19 protein-coding genes and 1 tRNA gene are annotated in these 22,409 nt (G+C 60.6%); 14 read left to right on the forward strand and 6 right to left on the reverse strand.

Features of this window, described 5'->3' with window-relative positions; translation table 11 throughout:
* Positions 1–49 precede the first annotated feature (49 nt).
* A tRNA-Met gene (locus PL599_RS13275) sits at positions 50–126 on the forward strand.
* A 168-nt stretch (positions 127–294) separates the two neighbouring features.
* Here PL599_RS13275 and PL599_RS13280 read toward each other — a convergent pair.
* Positions 295–1,143: a LysR family transcriptional regulator gene (locus tag PL599_RS13280; RefSeq protein ID WP_269824542.1), complete on the reverse strand. Its 849-nt coding sequence runs from the start codon at positions 1,141–1,143 to the stop codon at positions 295–297.
* Positions 1,144–1,246: 103 nt separating this feature from the next.
* Here PL599_RS13280 and PL599_RS13285 point away from each other — a divergent pair, with 103 nt between their 5' ends.
* Positions 1,247–2,581, forward strand: a complete 1,335-nt coding sequence (locus tag PL599_RS13285; protein ID WP_269824541.1) for an aspartate aminotransferase family protein — start codon at positions 1,247–1,249, stop codon at positions 2,579–2,581.
* Here PL599_RS13285 and PL599_RS13290 read toward each other — a convergent pair.
* Positions 2,578–4,683 carry a sensor histidine kinase gene (locus PL599_RS13290; protein ID WP_137410928.1) on the reverse strand — a complete coding sequence of 702 codons (2,106 nt, stop codon included), beginning with the start codon at positions 4,681–4,683 and terminating at the stop codon, positions 2,578–2,580. The two genes, PL599_RS13285 and PL599_RS13290, sit on opposite strands and share 4 nt — an antisense overlap.
* Complete coding sequence (locus tag PL599_RS13295; RefSeq protein WP_137410927.1) at positions 4,680–5,414, reverse strand: response regulator transcription factor; 735 nt, start codon at positions 5,412–5,414, stop codon at positions 4,680–4,682. Before PL599_RS13295 ends, PL599_RS13290 begins: the two co-directional genes overlap by 4 nt.
* A gap of 239 nt (positions 5,415–5,653) precedes the next feature.
* Between PL599_RS13295 and PL599_RS13300 the strand changes: the two genes are divergently transcribed.
* The 4 genes from PL599_RS13300 (at position 5,654) to PL599_RS13315 (ending at position 11,177) form a co-directional block, all read left to right on the forward strand.
* Entirely contained in the window at positions 5,654–6,652 is a 999-nt protein-coding gene (locus PL599_RS13300; protein WP_269824544.1) for an ABC transporter substrate-binding protein, read from the forward strand.
* Between the two features lie 111 nt (positions 6,653–6,763).
* The gene (locus tag PL599_RS13305) at positions 6,764–7,789 is read left to right on the forward strand and encodes an ABC transporter substrate-binding protein (protein WP_077981331.1); all 1,026 of its coding nucleotides are present in this window, start codon (positions 6,764–6,766) and stop codon (positions 7,787–7,789) included.
* A gap of 98 nt (positions 7,790–7,887) precedes the next feature.
* Entirely contained in the window at positions 7,888–10,119 is a 2,232-nt protein-coding gene (locus tag PL599_RS13310) for an ABC transporter permease (RefSeq protein WP_271359111.1), read from the forward strand.
* Positions 10,116–11,177 carry an ABC transporter ATP-binding protein gene (locus PL599_RS13315; protein WP_077981332.1) on the forward strand — a complete coding sequence of 354 codons (1,062 nt, stop codon included), beginning with the start codon at positions 10,116–10,118 and terminating at the stop codon, positions 11,175–11,177. Before PL599_RS13310 ends, PL599_RS13315 begins: the two co-directional genes overlap by 4 nt.
* A gap of 75 nt (positions 11,178–11,252) precedes the next feature.
* On the opposite strand, the gene PL599_RS13320 is transcribed toward PL599_RS13315, so the two are convergent.
* Positions 11,253–13,289, reverse strand: coding sequence for an NADH:flavin oxidoreductase (locus tag PL599_RS13320; protein WP_269824540.1), 2,037 nt, complete (start codon positions 13,287–13,289; stop codon positions 11,253–11,255).
* A gap of 139 nt (positions 13,290–13,428) precedes the next feature.
* Here PL599_RS13320 and PL599_RS13325 point away from each other — a divergent pair, with 139 nt between their 5' ends.
* From PL599_RS13325 to PL599_RS13340, 4 genes are all read left to right on the forward strand, one after another.
* Positions 13,429–14,061 (forward strand): TetR/AcrR family transcriptional regulator, encoded by a 633-nt coding sequence (locus tag PL599_RS13325; protein WP_162520551.1) that lies wholly within the window; start codon positions 13,429–13,431, stop codon positions 14,059–14,061.
* Between the two features lie 172 nt (positions 14,062–14,233).
* Entirely contained in the window at positions 14,234–14,908 is a 675-nt protein-coding gene (locus PL599_RS13330; RefSeq protein WP_142913580.1) for a response regulator transcription factor, read from the forward strand.
* Positions 14,909–14,943: 35 nt separating this feature from the next.
* Positions 14,944–16,338, forward strand: a complete 1,395-nt coding sequence (locus tag PL599_RS13335; protein WP_269824539.1) for a sensor histidine kinase — start codon at positions 14,944–14,946, stop codon at positions 16,336–16,338.
* A gap of 253 nt (positions 16,339–16,591) precedes the next feature.
* The gene (locus PL599_RS13340; protein WP_142913582.1) at positions 16,592–17,221 is read left to right on the forward strand and encodes an outer membrane protein; all 630 of its coding nucleotides are present in this window, start codon (positions 16,592–16,594) and stop codon (positions 17,219–17,221) included.
* 124 nt (positions 17,222–17,345) lie between these two features.
* Here the strand turns inward: PL599_RS13340 and PL599_RS13345 are convergent, their stop codons facing one another.
* Positions 17,346–17,735 (reverse strand): hypothetical protein, encoded by a 390-nt coding sequence (locus PL599_RS13345; RefSeq protein ID WP_142913583.1) that lies wholly within the window; start codon positions 17,733–17,735, stop codon positions 17,346–17,348.
* 130 nt (positions 17,736–17,865) lie between these two features.
* Complete coding sequence (locus PL599_RS13350) at positions 17,866–18,297, reverse strand: MarR family winged helix-turn-helix transcriptional regulator (RefSeq protein WP_004433168.1); 432 nt, start codon at positions 18,295–18,297, stop codon at positions 17,866–17,868.
* Positions 18,298–18,503: 206 nt separating this feature from the next.
* Between PL599_RS13350 and graD the strand changes: the two genes are divergently transcribed.
* From graD to graC, 4 genes are read left to right on the forward strand one after another with little or no spacing between them, the layout of a single operon-like run.
* Positions 18,504–19,043, forward strand: coding sequence for an FADH(2)-dependent resorcinol hydroxylase reductase component (gene graD, locus PL599_RS13355; RefSeq protein WP_269824538.1), 540 nt, complete (start codon positions 18,504–18,506; stop codon positions 19,041–19,043).
* A 37-nt stretch (positions 19,044–19,080) separates the two neighbouring features.
* Positions 19,081–20,310, forward strand: coding sequence for an FADH(2)-dependent resorcinol hydroxylase oxygenase component (graA, locus tag PL599_RS13360; protein ID WP_269824537.1), 1,230 nt, complete (start codon positions 19,081–19,083; stop codon positions 20,308–20,310).
* 46 nt (positions 20,311–20,356) lie between these two features.
* Positions 20,357–21,340 (forward strand): gamma-resorcylate decarboxylase, encoded by a 984-nt coding sequence (gene tsdA, locus PL599_RS13365; protein WP_077981343.1) that lies wholly within the window; start codon positions 20,357–20,359, stop codon positions 21,338–21,340.
* Between the two features lie 3 nt (positions 21,341–21,343).
* Positions 21,344–22,399: a maleylacetate reductase gene (graC, locus tag PL599_RS13370; RefSeq protein ID WP_269824536.1), complete on the forward strand. Its 1,056-nt coding sequence runs from the start codon at positions 21,344–21,346 to the stop codon at positions 22,397–22,399.
* The last annotated feature ends 10 nt before the right edge of the window (positions 22,400–22,409 follow it).

Here is a 22,409-nt window from a genome sequence, read left to right on the forward strand (position 1 = left end):
GTCCCTGTGATGCTGTCGCGATAAATCCCATAGGGATTTACGCTGGTAACGCGGGGTGGAGCAGCCCGGTAGCTCGTCAGGCTCATAACCTGAAGGCCGCAGGTTCAAATCCTGCCCCCGCAACCAACGATCCCTGTGATTGCGCCAAGCCCTTGCCACGCAAGGGCTTTTTTGCGTTTCTGGACTGATGAAAACACTTCAGGTCTGCGCCTGCAATGATCGGCCCGATTTCTAGCCTTTTGTCACCTGAGATGGTGGAAAAGCCGGATATGCGGGTTGCGGGAACGCTCCAGGCTAAAGGCTGAGATCCGGAAGAACGGTGCGGATGTGGTCACCCAGCGCCCTGGCTGCTGAAGATGTCTGCGCGTCGGCAAACTCGATGGCAATGCCGATCGTCGGTAGGGGTGGTAGCCCGTTTTTGACGATATGAAGGTCGGCTGGAACGGCTGTCCTTGTCAGCACGCTGATGGCGTGGCCGGAGCGTGCGATTGCGATGAGGCCGGAAAGGCTGTTGCTGGCGAAGGCGACGCGGTAGCGGCGATTGGCGGTTTCCATGGCGGCGCACGCCGCGCGGTGATCCAGCGTCACGGGCGCGGAGAGTGCGAGCGGCAGCACATCCTTGGCGAGGAGATCCGGCTCAGGCCTGTCCGCCACCCAGACGAAACTTTCCCTGCGGAGCACATCGCGGTGATCCGGATCGGATTGCGAAACCAGGGCCATGTCGATCTGGCGGCGCTGCAGGAGGGGACGCAATTCCGTCGTGGGCGCACAGACCATGCGCAGGTCGATTTTAGGGTAGGTGCCGAAGAAGCCTCTTAGCAGTTCCGGCAGGAAGGCAATGGAATAATCTTCAGGGCAGCCAAGGCTGACGGTTCCCTGCAGCGTCGCCTCGCCCATATCGGCAAGGATTTCGTCATGCCGGGCAAGCAGGGCACTGGCATGGGCAAGCAGTCTCTCTCCCGCTGCGGTTACACGCACTCCAGAACCCGTTCGCTGCAGCAGGGTATGGCCTACCAGCCCTTCCAGCCGCTGCATCTGCGTGCTGAGCGCAGACTGGGTGCGGCCAATCTGCATTGCGGCGACACTGATGGAGCCGGCGCGAGCGACGATGATGAAGTTCTTCAGCAGGGTGAGATCGAGCATGGCGATATCAAGATTATCGATACCGGAGTATAATACTATCAATTGGACTGAGGGGGCAATGGGCGGTTATGTTTCCGCAAGATAAACTTTTGGGGAATGTGCCATGGACAAGCCTGCGAAGACCTTCGCCTCGCTCAATGACGAACCGGCTTTCTGGGAGGCCGCCAATAAACATCTGACCCGCTACGGACCGGCCTTCGAGGAGATCATCGTCGAGCGGGCTGAGGGAAGTTTTGTCTATGATGCGGATGGGCGCGCCATTCTCGATTTCACCTCCGGCCAGATGAGCGCGTTGCTCGGGCATACCCATCCGGATATCGTCGCCACCGTCAACCGGCAGATGGCATCGGTCGCGCATCTATTCTCGGGCATGTTGTCTCGCCCGGTCGTCGACTTGGCGGCGCGGCTGGCGGCGCTTGCGCCTGGTCTCGATCGTGTGCAATTGCTGACCACCGGGGCTGAGTCCAACGAGGCGGCGATCCGCATGGCGAAGCTCGTGACCGGCGGGCATGAAATCGTCGCTTTCGCGCAGAGTTGGCACGGCATGACGGGCGCTGCGGCCTCCGCTACCTATAGTGCCGGCCGCAGGGGCTATGGCCCTGCCGCGGCTGGCTCACTCGTTATTCCCGCGCCGAACGCCTATCGTCCGCGCTTCAAGAATCCCGATGGATCGAATGACTGGCAAGCGGAACTCGACGATGCCTTCGAACTGATCGATCGCCAGTCGACCGGCAATCTTGCCGCCTTCATTGCCGAACCGATCCTGTCGAGTGGCGGTATCCTCGAACTGCCGGTCGGCTATCTCGCTGCGCTAAAGAAAAAGTGCGAGGAGCGCGGCATGCTGCTCATCCTCGATGAAGCCCAGACCGGTGTTGGCCGAACCGGGCATATGTTCGCCTTCCAGCGCGATCGTGTGACCCCCGATATCATGACGCTGTCGAAGACACTCGGCGCTGGCCTGCCGCTTGCGGCGGTGATGACGAGCGCGGAGGTCGAACAGAAGGCCTTCGAGAGGGGTTTCCTGTTCTATACGACCCATGTTTCCGATCCCCTGCCGGCGGCTGTCGGCGTGACGGTTCTCGATGTGGTGGCACGCGATGGGCTGGTGGAACAGGCGATTGCCCGCGGAAACCGTTTGAAGGAGGGGTTGCTCTCGTTGCAGCAGCGCTTCGAATGCGTTGGTGACGTGCGCGGGCGCGGGCTTTTACTCGGACTTGAAGTCGTCGCCGACCGGCATACGAAAGCCCCGGGTTTCGAACTCGGTGCACGCATCATGCAGGAGGCGATGTTGCGTGGCCTCAGCATGAACATCGTCAAGCTGCCCGGCATGGGCGGCGTCTTCCGCATTGCGCCGGCGTTGACGGTATCCGAGCCGGAAATCGATTTTGGGCTGGAGATACTGGCGGATTCGATCGAATCCGCGCAGCTTGCCCGCTAGGTGTGGCCGGCATTTGCCGGGAAGGTCAGTTCAACTCTTGCGCCTTCGCCGGGTCTGGAAGTGATATGCGCTTCGCCGCCGCTCTGGCGCACGAAACCGTAGACCATGGCGAGGCCGAGACCTGCGCCGCCATGGTCGCCCCGCGTGGTGAAATAGGGCTCGAAGGCCTTGTCCACGGCCTCCGGCGTCATGCCGATGCCCTCGTCGGCGACAGCGATCACCAGCGAATCTTTGCCCGAAGCGGCCTCGATTGAAATCAGGCCGCCATCGGGCATGGCGGCTGCGGCGTTCAGGCAGAGATTGAGGATGGATTGTTCGAAAAGGGCCGGGTCCAGCGGTATCGAGGGAAGATCGTCATCGATATGGAGCGCGATCCGGCATTTGGGGCCGACAGCGATTTCGAGAATATCGGCCATGCCGCGCAGCAGGCTGGCGACATTGATGACGCTTGGATGTATCGGTTGCTGGCTGCCGATGGTAAGCATGCTGCTGGCCAGAGAGCGGCCGCGATCCGCCGCCTTGCGGATGCGGGCGATGTGCCGCTTCTGGCGGTCGTTGAAACCGGCCTCCCGCTCCAGAAGACCGAGGCTGCCGGTGATGATGCCGATCATGTTGCCCACCTCATGGCTGACCTGGTGGGTCATGCGCATGATGCCATCAAGTCTCTGTGCTTTGACGGCTTCCGCTTCCTGGCGATCGAGCGCGGTCACATCGCGGGCGAGCAGCACGATGCCGCCGTCCGGCTGGCGTGACATCGATACTTCGATCACCCGCTGATCGTCAGTGCGGTGGCGCAGGACTGCGCGGTCGAGCAGTTCTCCCCGCTCTGCCTCGAAGGGCAGCAGGGCCGGGTCGATTTCCGGGATCGGCTCGACAAACCGGCGAAGCGGCAGTTTTCGCGATGAGCCGGAGCGTCCGACGAGTTCGATGATGCGGCGGTTCATGGTGATGGGCCTGCCGGCCGGATCGAAGAGTGCTATTCCCTCATTCATGGTGCGGAATGTCGAGCGGATGGTCCGGGCTGCCGCTTCCGCCGTGCGCCTGAGGCGCGAGACGCGGTCGACGCTGTCATGGAAGGCGCGAAACGCATCGAGCAGCCGGATCAACTCCGTCTCGGGACCAGTATACGAGGGCGGGCCGACATCCTTATTTCCTTTCGCAAGGGCATTCATGCCGTTGGAGAGCGTCACTATCCCGCGCGAGACACGCATCACTGAGCGGATCGAGAAGATCGCCACGATGAGAACCAGAAGCGAGGCGACGGCGACAATGATCAACAGTCGGTTGAGAGCATCGGAGGTCGAAATCAGGTCTTCGTTCAGCCTGCGCGCAACCGCATCGCCCTGGGTCTCGGTTGCGTGGGAAAGATCGCGCGACACGGTGTGAAGACGGGACACCGAGGCACGGATGGCGAACATTTCCAGAAGGTAGCGGCTCTGGGCCTCGAAGACCCGCTCATAGGGGTGCAGCTCGGACACGGGCAGGCGTTCGCCGGGATAGCCCTGTTGGCGCGCTGTTGTTTCCGCCACGTAACGGCGGCGCAGTTCACCAAGCTGGAAGAGGCTGTCGGATGCGGATGCGGCCTGCACGATGCCGTTCATTCGCCGGCGCAGTTCCGGATCTAGGATGCCCTGACCGGTGGCGATTTCGCCGAGTGCTGCTGCCGCTTCCGCTTTATGGCCCTGTGCCGCATCGGCATCCTTCGCAAGATCGAGCGTCTGTTCCCGGATAATCTGGAGGAGTTCAACGATGCGTTCGCTGGCAAAGCCGCGGGTAATCCGTTCGCCGCCGCCCGATCCTGTCATTTCGAGCAAAATATCGACCTGCTGGACCACCGAGCGGCTTTCGCTGGAAACGCGGTAGGGTGAGGCGGCGTTCATCAGAAATGGTGCGCTGGAGACGAGATCGGAGACCTGCCGCGAGACCAGCGAAGCCTTGGCGAGACTGGAAAAGGCCTGCAACCCATAAGCCGCCATTTCATCGCGGGCGCGCTGCAGACCATAAATGGCGATGGCGGAAAGGCTGAAGACGAGGAGGCAGGTAAAGACGATCGCAAAGGGCAGGCGGAAGGCGATGGAGGACAGGAAGGAGCGGCTGATCACGGGGAAAGCTCGCCCTCGTCGGTATGCAGAACATAACCCTTGCCGCGCCGCGTCTTGATGTGGCGCGGCAGGTCGGGGTTTATCTCGATCTTGCGCCTGAGCCGCAAAACCAGCACGTCGACATTTCGGTCGATATAACGGTCGCTTTCCGAACCCAGCCTGTCGAGGATCTGGGAGCGGCTGACGGGCTGGTTGGGTGTTTGCGCCAGTATTTCCAGCAGCGCGAACTCCGCAGTCGTCAGCGTTCGGCTATGATCGCTCAGGCAGACCGCCCGGCGGGCGTCGAGATCGATCGCCCAGTCGCCAAGGCACAGCGCCCCGCGCCCTTGATCGCTGTCCTTGTCCTGTTTCAGCGAAGGGATCGTTCGCCGCAGGACGGCCTTGATCCGGGCGGTGAGTTCGATCGGTTCGAAGGGTTTGACAACATAATCGTCGGCGGCCGTTTCCAGACCGAGAACCCGGTCAGCGGCGCTGCCGGCGGCGGTGACCATGACGATACCGATGTCGATCTGGCTGCGCAGCCGCTGGGCGAAGGTGCGTCCGGACGTGCCGGGCAGATTGTGATCGACGAGCACAAGCTGCATCCTTTCGCGCGCCAATATCTCGTCCGCCTCCTCGGCGGAGCGCGCGCAGGTGGGTAGCCAGCCCTCCGCCTCAATGAGGTCCGAGATGAGCTCGGCCATATCCGGATCGTCCTCGACGATCAGAATGCGAACCTTCTGATTAAGCACTGCACTTTCCTCCCATCACCATCATAGGCATGGCAGCGGCGATCTTCAAAGGCTCGCTGGTTATCGCTGCTGTCATAAATGTAATATCTGTAATCTTGTTCGGCGGTGCGGTGAAAGATTGGTAACCATTCTTCGATTGCGGTGCGGGCTGGATGTGACATGCTGTTGGTGGAGACTGGAACGGGGAGGTTCCAGGCAGGGAGGCTTAATTGAAAGCATTGACCGCACTTGCGGCGAGCATGGTCCTATGGCTGTGCGGCGCAGGGCATGGCATGGCCGAGCCGAAGTTGAACGTCCTGTGCGGCGTCGACGAGGCCTGGTGTTTGACCATGAAGCAGGCTTTCGAAGCCAAGACCGGTCTCGAGATTTCGATGGTGCGAAAGAGCACCGGTGAAATCCTCGACCAGATTCGCGCCGAACGATCCCATCCCACTGTCGATGTCTGGTGGGGCGGTACCGGCGACACCCATTTGCAGGCCGGCTCGGAAGGGTTGCTGGATGAATACCGGCCCGCCCACCAGCAGGATTTGTTGCCCTGGGCGCAGAATTTCTCGGTAATGTCGGGATCGCGGTCTGCGGGAATTTATGCTGGCGCGCTGGGTTTTGCCTATAATTCGGAACTGCTTGCGAAGAACAATCTGCCGGCGCCGACCTGCTGGAAGGACCTGGCGAAGGATGTCTATCGCGGCCATATCCTGACCGGCAATCCGAACTATTCCGGTACGGCCTTCACCATGCTGGCCACCCTCGTCCAGCTGTTTGGCGAGGAGGAGGCTTTCGGTTTCATGGCGAAACTCGACCAGAATGTCGTGAGCTATACCAAGGTGGGCGCTGCGCCCGTCAAGGCGGCGGCGCGGGGCGAGATCATGATCGGGATTTCCTTCATGCACGATGCCGTGACCCAGAAGATCGAAGGTTTTCCGCTGGTCATCGTCGCGCCGTGCGAGGGCACCGGTTATGAAATCGGGGCTGTGAGCATCGTCAAGGGCAATCGCAATTCGGCCCTTGCACAGGATTTCGTGGAATTTGCGCTGAGCCCGGAAGGGCAGGCGACCGGGGCCCAGGCCGGCCAGAACCAGGTGCCTTCCAATGCCCGGGCGACATTGCCGCTGACCGCACCTGACATATCGATGATCAAGATGGTGGATTACGATTTCGCCACCTTCGGACAGCCGGAAGAGCGAAGTCGGTTATTGAGCCGCTTCGACAGCGAAATCCACCCCACCCAGACCCAGTAGGGCCAAAACCAACATCCCGAAGAGACAGCGCGTGCTGCAAGACGCCGCGACCGGCAGCGCCATGTCTGCGCGCGGCCCAAGAATTCAGACGCAAGCTACAGGAGGATAACCATGCGACTGACGATATTTTCCACCCTGCTTTTTGCCGGCACGGCACTCAGCGCCGTTTCCGCTCAGGCGGCGGGCGAACTCAACCTGATCTGCTCGGCCGATGTCGTCATCTGCGAGCAGATGAAGGGCGATTTCGAAAAGACGCATGACATCAAGGTCAATATGGTGCGCCTGTCTTCAGGCGAGACCTACGCCAAGGTTCGCGCGGAAGCCCGCAATCCGAAGACAGACATCTGGTGGGCCGGCACCGGCGATCCGCATATGCAGGCGGCATCCGAAAACCTGACGCTCGAATACAAGTCGCCGATGCTGGACCAGTTGCAGGACTGGGCCGTGAAGCAGGCGGAAAGCACCGGTTACAAGACTGTCGGCGTTTATGCCGGTGCACTTGGCTGGGGCTACAATACCGAAATCTTCAAGTCCAAGGGTTACAAGGAGCCGAAGTGCTGGGCCGACCTGCTGGCGCCGGAGCTGAAGGGCGAAATCCAGATCGCCAATCCTAATTCGTCCGGCACCGCCTATACGGCGCTCGCGTCGCTCGTGCAGATCATGGGCGAGGATCAGGCGATTGATTATCTGAAGAAGCTTAACGCCAATATCTCGCAATATACCAAGTCGGGTTCTGCGCCGGTCAAGGCGGCGGCGCGCGGAGAAACGGCGCTTGGCATCGTCTTCATGCACGATGCGGTGGCGCAGACGGCGGAAGGCTTTCCGGTCAAGTCCATCGCGCCGTGCGAAGGCACGGGCTACGAGATCGGCTCGATGTCGATCATCAAGGGCGCCCGCAATCTCGACAATGCGAAGATCTGGTACGACTGGGCGCTGAAGCCCGAAGTCCAGTCGCGCATGAAGGACGCCAAGTCCTTCCAGCTTCCCTCCAACAAGACGGCGGAAGTGCCGAAGGAAGCGCCGAAGTTCGAGGATATCAAGCTCATCGACTATGACTTCAAAACCTATGGCGATCCGGCCAAGCGCAAGTCGTTGCTGGAGCGTTGGGACCGCGAAGTCGGTGCGATCGCAAACTGATCTGAACCACTGATCTGAACTCAGGCGACAGGCATCCCGGCTTTTTAAGCCGGGGTGTCCGCCACTCTTTCATCGGCATGAAACAAGCGAGGTCGGCCATGACACGTGGCAATCGCAGGCTGGACATCGTCCTGGCGCTCGGGGCTTTTGCCCTCATTCTTCTCCCCTGGTATCGCATCGAAGGCGGCTTTTTCAGCTTCCGCTGGCTGTCCGGATTTTTCTCTTCGGCCAGCGATGCGCCCGGTGTGCTGCAAATATTGTCCTATGGAAAACCATGGCTCGTCGGCATCGTCCTCTTTTTCCTTGCCGCGTGCCTTGTTCGGCCGATGCGTGATCCAATGCGGCGTGGCGGGTTGCTTGCCTTCATAGGCGCCGCCGGTCTCTTTTTCCTCGCCTTGCAGGGGCTGGCGATCGGCTTCAGCGGCTGGACCTGGACGGCGAGCGAAAACCTCTTCGGCATGCTTGCCGACGGCCAACCCTCCATGGGCGCCGGTGCCGTCGTCATGTCGCTGGTCTTCGTGCTTCTCTTCGCCTTCGGGCTTGCAGAACGCGGAGTCATGAAAGGCGACGCCTTTGTCGTCGCCGCCATTTCGGTTCTGGTCTTCCTCGTCGCGGTTTTTGTCTTCTATCCGATCGGCAGCATGCTGATCGCGTCCGTTCAGGATTTCGACGGCTCCTTCAATGCCGATGGTTTTATTCGCAATATTCAGGATCCCGGCATCTGGAGCCTTGGCTGCGTTACGGGGGAAGAGCGTTGCGGCGTTGCCTGGCGCACGCTGTTTCTTGCCTTGATGACGGCCTTCGGTTCGACCGTGCTCGGTCTCGGCTTTGCTCTGATCGCCACCCGCACGCGCTTTCCTTTCAAGAAGGGCCTGCGCCTTCTCACCGTTCTGCCGATCATCACGCCGCCTTTCGTCATCGGACTCGCGTTGACGCTGCTTTTCGGCCGTGCCGGTGTTGTCACCGAATGGCTTTCTTACCTCTTCGGCATCGAACCGGGCCGCTGGCTTTACGGCATGACCGGCATCTGGATCGCACAGGTTCTGTCCTTCACGCCTATCTCGTTTCTGGTGCTGATCGGCGTGGTCGAAGGCGTCAGCCCGTCAATGGAAGAAGCCTCTCAGACGTTGCGCGCCGACCGCTGGCGCACCTTCTGGCGGGTGTCTCTGCCGTTGATGAAGCCCGGTCTCGCCAATGCTTTTCTCATCGGCTTCATCGAGAGCATGGCGGATTTTGGCAATCCGCTGGTGCTCGGCGGCACGCATGGCGTGTTGTCGACGGAAATCTTCTTTGCCGTCGTCGGCTCACAGAACGATCCGTCCCGCGCTGCGGTTCTGGCGATCATCCTGCTGTGCTTCACGCTTTCGGCCTTCCTTGCCCAGCGCTTCTGGCTGGCGGGCAAGAATTTCGCCACGGTGACGGGCAAGGGTGACAGCGGCGCGCATATCGCGCTTCCGCGTGGCCTGTCCATCGGCGTCCACGCTGTCGTCGTGCCGTGGATGGTCTTCACCATCGTTGTTTATGGCATGATCCTTGTGGGCGGTTTCGTGAAGACCTGGGGCCTCGACAATTCCATGACCCTAGACCACTACGTCCGCGCCTTTTCCATCAGCTTCTCCAATGGCTCGATTGCCTGGACAGGCGTTGCCTGGAATTCGTTCTGGACGACCATGAAGATCGCATTGGTTTCCGCACCGCTGACCGCCGCCGTCGGTCTTTTGACCGCCTATATCATCGTGCGGCAGAAATTTGCCGGGCGGAACCTCTTCGAATTCGCGCTGATGATGAGCTTTGCCATTCCCGGCACGGTCATCGGCGTCAGCTACATCATGGCCTTCAACCTGCCGCCGGTGGAAATGACGGGATCGGCACTCATCCTCATCGCTTGCTTCGTGTTCCGCAACATGCCGGTCGGCGTGCGCGGCGGCATTGCGGCGATGAGCCAGCTCGACAAGAGCCTCGACGAGGCCTCGCTGACGCTGCGGGCCAATAGTTTCCGCACCATCCGCAAGGTCATCCTGCCGCTCTTGAGACCCGCAATCACGGCCGCGCTGGTCTATTCCTTCGTGCGCGCCATCACCTCCATCAGCGCTGTCATCTTCCTCGTCAGCGCTGAATACAACATGGCGACCTCCTATATCGTCGGCCTTGTCGAGAACGGTGAATATGGGGTGGCGATCGCCTATTCCTCCATGCTGATCGTGGTGATGATCACCGTCATCACAGGCTTCCAGCTCATTGTCGGCGAGCGTCGCCTGCGGCGTGAAAACCGCGTCGCCGGCCTGCCCTCCGCTTCCTCCGTTCCTCTTGCCCAGGAGAAAACCGCATGATTTCCGTAAAGCCCGGCTCCGTCACCTTTCAGAATGTCCGCAAGACCTTCGGCGCCTTCACCGCCATTCCCGACCTGTCGCTCACCATTGAGCCCGGCACGCTGGTGACGCTGCTCGGTCCCTCCGGCTGCGGCAAGACGACGACGCTGCGCATGCTGGCGGGCCTCGAGCATCCGACCTCGGGCCGTATCCTCATCGGCGACAAGGATGTGACCATGCTGCCTGCCAATGAGCGCGATGTCTCGATGGTCTTCCAGTCCTATGCGCTTTTCCCGCATATGACGGCGCTCGACAATGTTGCCTACGGCCTGCAATCCTCCGGGCTGCGCAAGGCGGAAGCGCGGGAAAAGGCGGAAGAGGGTTTGAAGCTTGTCGGCCTTGCCGGCATGGGGCATCGCCTGCCCGCCGAACTTTCCGGCGGGCAGCAGCAGCGTGTCGCGGTCGCCCGCGCTCTGGTGCTCGAGCCGCAGGTTCTGCTGCTCGATGAGCCGCTTTCCAACCTCGATGCCCGCCTTCGCCGCCGGGTCCGCACGGAAATCCGCGAATTGCAGCAGCGGCTTGGCTTTACTGCCGTCTATGTGACGCATGATCAGGATGAGGCGCTGGCTGTTTCCGACCGGATCATCGTGATGAAGGATGGCGAGATCGCTCAGTCGGGTGCGCCACGCGATCTTTACGAAGCCCCGGCCTCCGCCTTCATCGCCGATTTCATGGGCGAGGCGAATGTTGTCGGCTGCGAAGTGATCAGCATTGAGGGTTCGGACGCACTGATCCGCGTTGGCGGCATCGATCATCGGGTTTCGGCGCGCAACGCAAAACCCGGCCCGGCGAAACTTGCTGTGCGTCCCGGCTCGATTTCCATCGGACAGCTTGGCGGGCCGGGCCTTGCCGGCCGGGTGCTGCACAGCGCCTACCTCGGCGGTCACGTCGAATATGAGGTGGAAACCGATATCGGTACGCTTTTCATTGTCGACCATGCCGTGGAGACCAGCCTGCCGGCAGCGAGCAATGTGACGCTGGGGTTCAAGAACAGGGGCATTGCCTTGATTCAGGCTTGAAGCCGCTCCTGCACTCAGGATTACATGGCGACAGAGGCAGATTTGTTCTGCCTCTGTCCGTCGGGAGCGCCGGTCTCAAATATCCTTTGCCAGACGCAGCGCGTCGTAGATCGCCGCATGGGTATTGCGCGCGGCGACCGCATCGCCGATCCGGAAGAGCCGGTAGGCGCCTTCCGGGTTGCGCTCAACCGTCTGGGCCGTTCCCGCAAGCAGGGCGTCATAGGAGATTTCGCCAAGGTTCTTTGAACCGGGCTTGAGTTCGAAATAAAGGTCATCCAGCGGGATCGTGCCGTGGTTGACGACGATCTGGTCGACGGTTCTCGATTTCGCCACGCCGCCATAGTCGCTGCCGACATGGGCGACAAGCTGGTTGCCATTTCTTTCGGCCGCTTCCAGCCGGTAGGTAACGGTGAAGGTGACGTCGAGCTTTTGCAGCGAGCGCATATAGGGAACGAGGTTCATGGCCATGACTTCCGGGGCGAAGGAGCGATCAGGCGTCATGATCTCCACTTTCGCCCCGGCTTTTGCGAGGAATTCGGCGGCCTGCAGACCTGCATGGTCGCCGGCATCGTCAAAAACCAGCACATTCGTTCCCGGTTTGACGTCCCCGGAAATGATATCCCATGCCGAGACGACGAGATCGGCGCCGCTGGAAAGCACATCGGTGTGCGGCAGACCGCCGGTGGCGATGATAACGACGTCAGGGTTTTCCGAAAGAACCGTGTCCGCTTCGGCCCAGTTGTTGAAGTGGAAGGTGACGCCCAGCCTTTGACACTGGCTCATGCGCCAGTCGATGATGCTGATCATTTCCCGGCGGCGTTCGCTTTGCGCGGTTAGCCGGATCTGGCCGCCGGGATTGTTGGCGGCCTCGAACACAACGACCTCATGGCCGCGTTCGGCACAAACGCGCGCGGCCTCGAGCCCGGCCGGACCGGCGCCGACGATCACCACCTTCCGGCGCTCCGCCGCTTTGGGTATCTCGTGCGGCATGGTTTCCTCACGGCCCGTTGCCGCATTGTGAATGCAGAAGGCGAGACCGCCCTGATAGATGCGGTCGAGACAATAATTGGCGCCCACGCAGGGGCGAATATCGTCCTCGCGTTTTTCCATGATCTTGCGCACGATATGCGGGTCGGTCATGTGGGCGCGGGTCATGCCCACCATGTCCACCTTGCCGGCGGCGATGGCGTGGCGCGCGGTGGCGACATCGGGGATCTTGGCGGCGTGGAAGGTTGGGAAACTGGTCGCGGCGCGGATTTCACCGGCGAAATCGAGATGCGGCGCGTTGGCCATGCCTTGGATTGGGATGACGTCGGTCAGGCCGGGGTCGGTATCGATATGGCCCCTGATGACATTGAGATAATCGATCAGGCCGCTATCCTTCAATCGTCTGGCAATTTCGATGCCCTCTGCCTTTCCGGTGCCGCCCTCAAGACATTCGTCGGCGGTATAACGGACACCGAGGATGAAATCGTCGCCCACGCGTTCGCGCATCGCCCTGAAGACGTCGAGACAGAAGCGCAGGCGGTTTTCGAGCGGGCCGCCATAGGGACCGTCCAGTTCATTGGTCAGCGGCGAGACGAACTGGTCGATCAGATGGCCATAGGCTTCCAGCTCCACGCCGTCCATTCCGCCCGCCTTCATGCGTTCGGCGGCGTCGGCGAAGTCCTTGATGATACGCTCGATATCCCAGTCCTCGATCTTCTTCGGAAAAGCCCGATGCGCCGCTTCGCGATGATGAGACGGCGCAAGGATTGGCAGCCAGTCCCCCTTGTCCCAGCGGGTGCGGCGGCCGAGATGTGTGAGCTGGATCATGATCGCCGCACCCTGTTCATGCACGGCGTCGGTCATTTCCCGGATCCATGGGACGATTTCATCCTTATAGGCGAGCAGATTGTTGAAGACGGGCGGGCTGTCCCTGGAGACAGCGGCGGAACCGGCTGTCATTGTCAGCGCAACGCCGCCCTTTGCCCGCTCCACCGTGTAGGCGCGGTAACGTCCCTTCGGCATGCCATCCTCGGGATAGGCGGGTTCGTGCGATGTGACGATGATGCGGTTGCGCAGCGTGAGGTGTTTTAGCTGGTAGGGCTGCAGAAGTGGATCGCTCGACATAGCCTGCTCCAAAAGGTTTCTATCTCAAGGCTAAGCGTTAATGTACACTTGTGTCAATTTACAAAACACAATTGTCTTTCTTTTCGACATGGGTGTACATCCGCTTGTCGCGAAGAGGCCTATTTGCTACGAACTCGTTATGGAAGCGACATTGAACGACACCGGTTGGCGTGGATCGCAGGAGGGGTGGCTTGAGGCCGCCTATCAGGCTTTGCTGGAATCGGGCGTGGATTCCGTCAAAATCCTGCCGTTGGCGAAGAAGCTAAATCTGTCGCGCACGAGTTTCTACTGGTTCTTCAAGGACCGGGAGGAATTGCTGGCCGCGCTCGTCGCCCGCTGGCGGGAAAAAAACACCGGAAACATCGTCACGCAATCCGAAGCCTACGCCGAGACGATGGCCGAAGCCATGCTGAATGTTTTCGATTGCTGGCTGGATTCCTCGCTCTTCGACAGCAGATTTGAGTTCGCCGTTCGAAGCTGGGCTCTTCAGTCCGATGAGATTCTTGCGGAAGTTCGCAAGGCTGACGAGATGAGAATGGCGGCGCTTTCACGCATGTTCGTGCGGTTCGGTCACAATGAAAACACGGCGGATGTGCGTGCCCGGACCACCTATCTGGTGCAGATCGGCTACATTTCCATGCAGTCCGAGGAAGATGTGGCGGTGCGGATGCAGAGGATTCCAGACTATATCGCCATCTATACCGGTGAGATGCCGCAGCAGCGTGAGCTTGACCGGTTTTATGCGAGACACGGGTACAGACCGGGTTCGTAAACCTTAGGCGACACGTCCATAAGACCTCCCTTTTGCGAAAACACACGCAATGCCGTCGGATTTTGGCAGGCAGGGTGGTAGAAGATGAACTGTCCGTGCGTCCTCGTGCAATGTAGCTGCAACATTCAGCGAACAGTGGTGAGGGTGGCAAGGATTCATCTGGGGAACGTCATTGCGTATCTTGCTTCTTGAGGATGAACCCGAAATGGCGCGCGCGCTTCTTGAAGCCCTGCGTCGGCGCGATGTGCTTGCCGATCATGTCCGCACCATCAGCGATGCTGAAGCCCTTGCGCGGGACGGGTCATACGATGTTCTGGTTCTGGATCGCCGCCTTCCCGATGGCGAGGGGCTGAATCTGGTGGCTTCGCTTCGCCGGAGCAGGCATTCCGTGCCTATCCTTGTTCTGACGGCGCTTGGAAGTGTCGATCACCGTGTCGACGGGCTCGATGCCGGAGCGGATGATTATCTTGCCAAGCCCTTTGCAATCGAGGAGCTGCTCGCTCGCCTCAGGGCTCTGCATAGACGCGGCTCTTCTCTTTCCGACAAATATGCGCATTTCGGAAATCTTAGCATCGATCCGCGCAGCAATGAGGTCAGCATTGCCGGCTCCATCATCGAGTTGCGGCGTCGGGAATATCTGGTGCTGGAGGCGCTGATGCGTCGTCCGAACCGCATCGTCACGCGGGCGAACCTGATCGAGGCGGTCTATACGCTCGATGACGAGATCGAGTCCAACGCTCTCGATGCGCACATTTCCCGTATCAGGAAGAAGCTGGCGCAGGCGGAAGCCTCGGTGGAGATAAGGGCCGTGCGGAATATCGGTTATCTCGTCCGGTTGAAGACATGACACAGGAGCGCAATCGATCCCTGCGATGGGGGCTGATGAAGCGCCTTTTCGCATTGCAGGCGTTTCTGCTCGTGCTTTTCGTCATCCTTCTCATAGGCTGGATATGGATCATTGATCCGCGGCTCGAAGGTGCGAATGAAGAGGCCGCCCGAATTGTCGCGGAGAGCGTGACGAAGGATGGACAGGGCAGGCCGCAACTTTCGGCGACGCCGGAGCTGGCGGAGCTGAAACGGCGCTATCCTAATCTCTGGTTTGTGGTGCGGGACGCCAAGGACATCGTCTTGCAATACGGCGTTGTTCCGGCGTCTGCCCTGTCGGCGGCTTTTCCCTGGAGTTTTGACCGCGCGCGGCTGGAGGCGGCCGGTACAGTGCGCGCCACCGTGGAAAACCGCGATACATCCGCCGGGCGGCTTCAGTTCATTGCCGGGACGGAGGAAGGAATTCCCAATGACGGGCTGAGTATCTGGATCAATGTTCAGCTGGATCTGGAAAAGGATGCCGAGGGCGCCATCCGCTGGCTGACCGTGCTGCCAGCGCTGGGTTTCATCATCCTCATCGCCGTCGTGCCCATGCTGATCCTGACGGGCATCGCGACACTGCTCGTGACCCCTCGGGCGGTCGGCCGCTCCTTGAGCGGGCTGATGGAAACCGTCAAACAGGCGCAGTCCATCGATTTCGAGAACCGGTCTGAGCGGATCGACCGTTCGAAAGTTCCCCTTGAAATCATCCCGCTGGTGGATGCCTTCAACGTCGCGCTGTCGAGGCTCGATGACGGGTATAATCGCCGCAACCGCTTTCTTGCCGATGCGGCGCATGAACTGCGGACTCCGATCGCAATCGTACGCACCAGAGCCGACCTCTTGCCCGATGATGCACTGAGCCGCCAGATCAGGGCCGATATCGACCGCTTGACCCGCGTTGCGCAGCAGCTGCTGGAAATGCAGGCGGTGGGTGCGGTGAAACTGCCGGCTGAGCCGCGCGATCTCAATAGGCTTGTCGAGCGCATCGCGACCGATCTCGCCCCGATTGCGATGGATGCCGGTTACGAATTCGATTTCGAGCCAGGCGTGGGCGACGTCGTTTTCACGGTGCAGACTTCGATCATCGAGATGGCGGTCGTCAATCTCGTGCGCAACGCAATAGACCATGCCGGGGGCAAAGGCGCAATTACGATCCGGATCGATCCGGCCGGAGCCATCGAGGTCTGCGATGAAGGGCCGGGCATAGCCGTTTCGGAGCGCGGGCAGGTATTCGAGCCGTTTCACCGTATCAACACGAATTCGCCCGGAGCAGGCCTTGGGTTAAATCTGGTCCAGAAGGCCGCCGAGCTTCATCGCGGCCGCGTTCTGTTCCTCGATCTCAATCCCGGCTTCTGTGTCCGGCTCGAAATTCGATCGATAGTTTCCAAAGGGGCTGCGACCGCGCGCTGATAGTGAAATTTCTTACGATTCGGTTAAGAAAACACATCCAAACCATTTAAATAAATAAATAATTTCTAATAAAATTCGCCCGATGTAATGCAGACGCAATTCTCGTGGGGAAAATTCCCTTATCTGCTGAACGCATCCGCATGTCATGTCGGCTGGCGCAGCAGACTAACGGGAGCCGGTTTCCGGTTCTTCAACGCGAACTGAAACTTGGCTGCGCCACAAGATGGCGCATCGGTTTCGTCTGGAGTCATTCATGTCGATCATCAAGAAATCGCTTGTCGCCGTGACCATCGCCGTCGCGGTTGCAGGCAATGCCTACTCCGCTGATCTCACCAACTACAATACGCAGCAATCCTTCGATTATGGCAATACGCCAGCCTTCTCCTGGGGCGGGGCCTATGTGGGTGTGCATGGTGGCGTCTCCTCCCCGAAATTCAACCCACTGGCCAGCGGCCGCGGCCTGACGGGCGGTGTGCAGGCCGGGTATAACTTCCAGTTCGGTTCGGGCGTGGTCGGTGCGGAACTCGAAGGGTCCTATCTCGGGAACGAGGCGCGTGTGCCGAACGGCCGGTTGCGAGAGCGTTTCCGTGGCGCGGCCAAGATGAAGGCCGGCGTGGCGCTTGACCAGACGCTCATTTACGGCACTGCCGGCCTGACCACGACGAAGTTCAAGGACGGCAATGGCGTGACGGGTCCCGATGGCTGGAAACAGGGTTATCTGGTCGGGGCAGGCGTTGAACAGAGCTTCGGCGGCGGCCTGTCGGCAAAGTTCGAATATAATTATGTGAGCACAGGAAATGTGGCCACGACGACTTCAAGCGGCAGGTCGAAGACCGATATCAGCGATCATGTCATCAAGGCCGGCCTGAACTATCGTTTCTGATCGGCCCGCCCCATGACAGGCCCAGGGAGAATTCTCAAAAGAACGCCGCCGCTTTCAAGGTGAAGGCGGCGGTACAATAACATGGACCGCAAAACAGGCGGCGCCAGATGAAATCCGGAAATGATCATTCGCATTCAAGCGACGGCTGCCGGAAACTTGTTACGTACCACTCGTTGCCGGAACTGCGCGTATAGAACGTATAATAGCAATCGATGCGTTCGACATAACCTGGCGTTTCCGACACTTCATATCGCTCACCGCGCCGCGTTGTCCGCACCTCGCCACTCGATGACCCGGAAACAACCTGTGTCTTTTTCTTCCGCCATTGAAAGGCCTGCTGGCCGGGGCCCAGACTATAAATATTGTCTGGCGGCCCATAGTCCAGCATCACGCTGGTAATGGGCGCGCCAATATAGCTTTTCATGACGGTTGAGGCGCAGGCCGTGAGCAGCATGGACGCGCCGGCGATAAGGATGATTGCTGTCGGGACTGCGAGTGAGGCTCTGCTGGACATGGGAATTCCTTTCAGCTGCGGGGACATACCGCAGGGATAGGACCAGCTTGTTGCAAGTACATTGCACGGCAAGATCGCTGGGCGGGCCGTGACTGCCGGTTGGTCTTAGCTAGTTCGCCGGTTATCTGTGTCAGAGGCCGGCAATGTTGCGGCCGATATGGCGTAGTATGCTTTTGAAGAGTTTTACTTCGGCCGGGTCGAGGCCTTCGATCGCGGTTTTTTCGAACATGGCGGCGATGGGCATGAGTTCATCGGCCAGTTCCTCGCCCTTCGGGGTGAGGGTGATGCGCACGATGCGCGCATTGTCGAGCGGTCGTTCGCGGCTGACGAGGTTACGCCGGACCATCAGCCCCACCAGCCGGGAAAGCGTGGAAATCTCCACCGACACCATGTCCGAAAGCTCGGTCAGCGTCTTGCTCTCCTGCTGCCGCAACGTGGCCAGCACCCGGTACATCGGCAGGGTGATGTCATAGGAGGCCAGTCTCACGGAAAAGCGCTCGCCAAGCCGAACGCCCACCCAGTTGAGCAGGTAGGGTACCGAGTCGGTGAATTGATAGGACACGAGCAAATCCCCGTTTGAGAGCCATCTGCGCAGATGCTGATGTGCGCCTATCGGCTGTACCGGCACAATCCGTCCGTTTCAATAGCTTCGCCCCATAAGACGGGGGAATGCGGCGTTCTCCCTTTCACAAAAAATGGCGAATAACATTTGCATTGACAAACGTTGCAAATGCAAATAAATAAGAGCACAGGATTTGGGAGGATCTCATGACATCAGCATTGTTTGGCCTCGGCAGCCTTGCGCCCGAAGGCGTCGGTCAGAATTTCCGTTCAACGATGCGCCGTTTTCCGGCGACTGTGACGATTATCACGGCCTGTGCCTCGGGTGATCAGCGCGATCACGGCATGACGGTCACGGCCGTCACTTCGGTCTCGATGGAGCCGCCGTCCCTGCTGGTCTGCCTGAACAATCGCACCCTGCTGCATGAGCTGTTGCTGTGCCGGCCCGATTTCATCGTCAATGTGCTGACGCAGGATCAGATTGCCCTATCGGATGCCTTTAGCGGCAAGGTGTCTCCGGAAGAGCGTTTCCGCGACGGTCAATGGCATCGCCACGACAATGGCGTTCTCTATCTGCCCGCGGCCCATGCCGCCATCGCCTGCCGCCGGGTCGCGGCCATGCCTTACGGAACCCATACCGTTTTCATCGGGCAGGTTTTTTCGGCCGATGTCAGCGAGGTGACACGGCCGCTGCTTTACGAAAACGCCCAATATTGCGCGGCAAGCCCCTCGCACGAACCTGCCTGAATTTCCGCGATCAGAGCATTCCCGCAAGGAGACAATCATGAACGATATGAGCCATGCGCCGCAGCCGGTGCAAACGAACCCGCGTGCCCGCCTCGCCAGCCGCGTTGCCGGCATAGCCGATCTTTTCCGGGCGAGCGCCAGACAGACGGAGGAGGCCCGGCGCGTTCCCGCCAGCCACATCGAGGCGCTTCGCGACATCGGTTATTTCGATATCGTCAAGCCCTGCGCCTTCGGCGGCAAGGGCGGAGATTTCGCCGAGTTGGTCGAGGCCAATATCGAGCTTTCGGCGGCCTGTGCGTCGACGGGCTGGGTCGCCGGCCTGCTGTCTGCCCATCAATGGCTTCTGGCGATGTTTCCCGAAGAGGCGCAGGCCGATGTCTGGGGTGAAAACCCCGACGCACTGCTGTGCGGTTCCTATGCGCCGGTGAAGATGGCGGAGCTTGCCGATGGCGGCTATCGCCTGAGCGGCAAATGGGCCTTCGCCTCAGGCTGTGAGAACGCGCAATGGTCGCTCTGCGCCGCCATCCTGCCGCCGCAGGGCGAGGGAAAGCCGGTTCCGGCCTTCTTGCTCGTTCCCGCCGGGCAATATGTGATTGAGGACACCTGGCACGTGGTGGGCCTGGCCGGCACGGGTTCCAAGACGCTCGTTCTCGATGATGTCTTTATTCCCAAACACCGGGTTCTGACCTTCCCCGACGCCACCAGTGGGAAGACGCCCGGCGGACGATATTATGCGGAAGAGGGTCTGTTCAACATGCCGCTTCTGACCGGCATCCCCTCCTGTCTTGCGGCGGCGGGCGTCGGTGCGGCGAGGGGGGCGCTTGCCGCCTATGTCGATCACGTCGGCGGCCGGGTGACGCGCGGTGCGGTGGCGGGCGGCAATAATCGCATGGCCGAATTTCCAACCATCCAGCTGCGCGTCGCGGAAGCAGCGGCGAGCGTCGATGCGGCTTGCGAAATATTGCTGCGCGATGTCGCCCGGGCGCAGGCGCTTTCGCAGGCGAGGATCGAAGGTCGGGCGGAGTTTACCGTGGATGACCGCCTTCTCAGCCGCCGCGGCCAGTCCTTTGCGGTGTCTCTCGCCCTGCGCGCCGTGCAGGCGCTCAACGACTCCACCGGCGGCGTCGGGCTCGATCTTTCCAACCCGGTGCAGCGGGCGTGGCGCGATGCCAATGCGGTCGGCCGCCATATCAGCATGAACTGGGACGCCGTCGGCACCATGATCGGTCAGAGCATGCTCGGGCTGGAACCCAAGGGCCAATATTGATCGCTTCTCAGGCGGCAAATCATACAGTGAATTCGGAGGAAATAACATGCAAGGCAAGGTCGCTCTCGAGGAGCATTTCGCAATCCCGGAAACTCTTCAGGACTCGGCCGGTTTCGTACCCGGCGACTACTGGAAGGAATTGCAGCACCGCCTGCTCGACATTCAGGATACGCGCCTGAAGCTGATGGATGCGCATGGCATCGAAACCATGATCCTGTCGCTGAACGCACCGGCGGTGCAGGCAATCCCCGACAGGAAGAAGGCGATCGAAATCGCGCGGCGGGCGAATGACGTGCTTGCCGAAGAATGCGCCAAGCGGCCGGATCGCTTCCTTGCCTTCGCAGCATTGCCTTTGCAGGACCCGGATGCGGCGACGGAGGAATTGCAGCGCTGTGTCAACGATCTCGGTTTCGTCGGCGCGCTCGTCAACGGCTTCAGCCAGGAGGGCGATGGGCAGACGCCGCTTTATTACGACCTGCCGCAATATCGCCCGTTCTGGGGCGAAGTCGAAAAGCTCGACGTGCCTTTTTACCTGCATCCGCGCAATCCGCTGCCCCAGGACTCTCGCATTTATGACGGCCATCCCTGGCTGCTCGGCCCCACCTGGGCTTTCGCGCAGGAAACGGCTGTGCATGCGCTGCGTCTGATGGCGTCCGGCCTGTTCGACGAGCATCCGCGCCTCAACATCATTCTCGGCCATATGGGCGAGGGCCTGCCCTACATGATGTGGCGTATCGACCACCGCAATGCCTGGGTGAAGCTGCCGCCGCGTTATCCGGCCAAGCGCCGTTTCGTGGATTATTTCAACGAAAACTTCCACATCACCACCTCGGGCAATTTCCGCACCCAGACGCTGATCGACGCCATCCTGGAAATCGGCGCCGACCGCATTCTGTTTTCCACGGACTGGCCCTTCGAGAATATCGACCATGCCTCCGACTGGTTCAACGCGACGACCATTGCCGAGGCCGACCGGGTGAAGATCGGCCGCACCAATGCGCGCCGCCTGTTCAAACTCGACGGGAACTGATCCATGCAGCCGTTCGTCTATACGGCCGCGCCCGCCCGCATCGTTTTCGGGGCGGGCAGCTCGGCGGGCGCGGCGGAGGAAATCCGCCGCCTTGGCCTGTCGCGGGCGTTGGTGCTTTCCACGCCACAGCAGAAGAGTGACGCGGAGGCGCTTGCTGCCCGGCTCGGCCGGCTTGCTGCCGGCGTCTTCTCCGATGCGGCCATGCATACGCCGGTCGAGGTGACGAAAAACGCGGTCGAAGCCTATCGCGCCGCCGGTGCGGATTGCGTCGTGGCGCTCGGCGGCGGCTCCACCACCGGCCTCGGCAAGGCCATTGCGCTGCGCACCGATGCGGCGCAGATCGTCATCCCAACCACCTATGCCGGTTCCGAGGTGACGCCCATTCTCGGCCAGACGGAAAACGGGGTGAAGACCACCATGCGCGGGCCGGAAATCCTGCCGGAAGTGGTGATTTACGATGCGGAACTGACGCTTGGGTTGCCGGTCGACATCAGCATGACGAGCGGGCTGAACGCCATGGCGCATGCGGCGGAGGCGCTTTATGCGCAGGACCGCAATCCCATCGCTAGCCTGATGGCGGCCGAGGGGCTGCGGGCGATGATCGGAGCCCTTCCCGGCGTGAAGGCCGAGCCGCGGGATATCGAGGCGCGCGAAACCGCGCTTTATGGTGCATGGCTGTGCGGCTCGGTGCTTGGCGCCGTCGGCATGTCGTTGCATCACAAGCTTTGTCACACGCTGGGCGGCAGTCTCGATCTGCCACATGCGGAAACCCATGCGGTGCTTCTGCCGCACATCATCGCATATGTGGAACAGGCGGTGCCGGATTTGCTTGCACCCCTTGCCGCTCTTGTCGGCGGCAGGGCAGGGGCGGGGCTTTATGATTTCGCCGCCCGACTTGGCGCGCCGGCAAGCCTTGCGGCTCTCGGGGTCCGGTCGGACGATCTCGATCCCATGGCAGAGCTTGCAACGGCCAATCCTTACTGGTGCCCGCGGCCAATCGAAAAAACTGCGATCCGCGACCTTTTGCAACGCGCCTTCAAGGGCACGCGTCCGGAGTAACGGGAGGAGG

Origin of the sequence: Agrobacterium sp. ST15.16.055, from assembly GCF_027956555.1 — a bacterium.
GTDB lineage: Bacteria > Pseudomonadota > Alphaproteobacteria > Rhizobiales > Rhizobiaceae > Agrobacterium > Agrobacterium salinitolerans.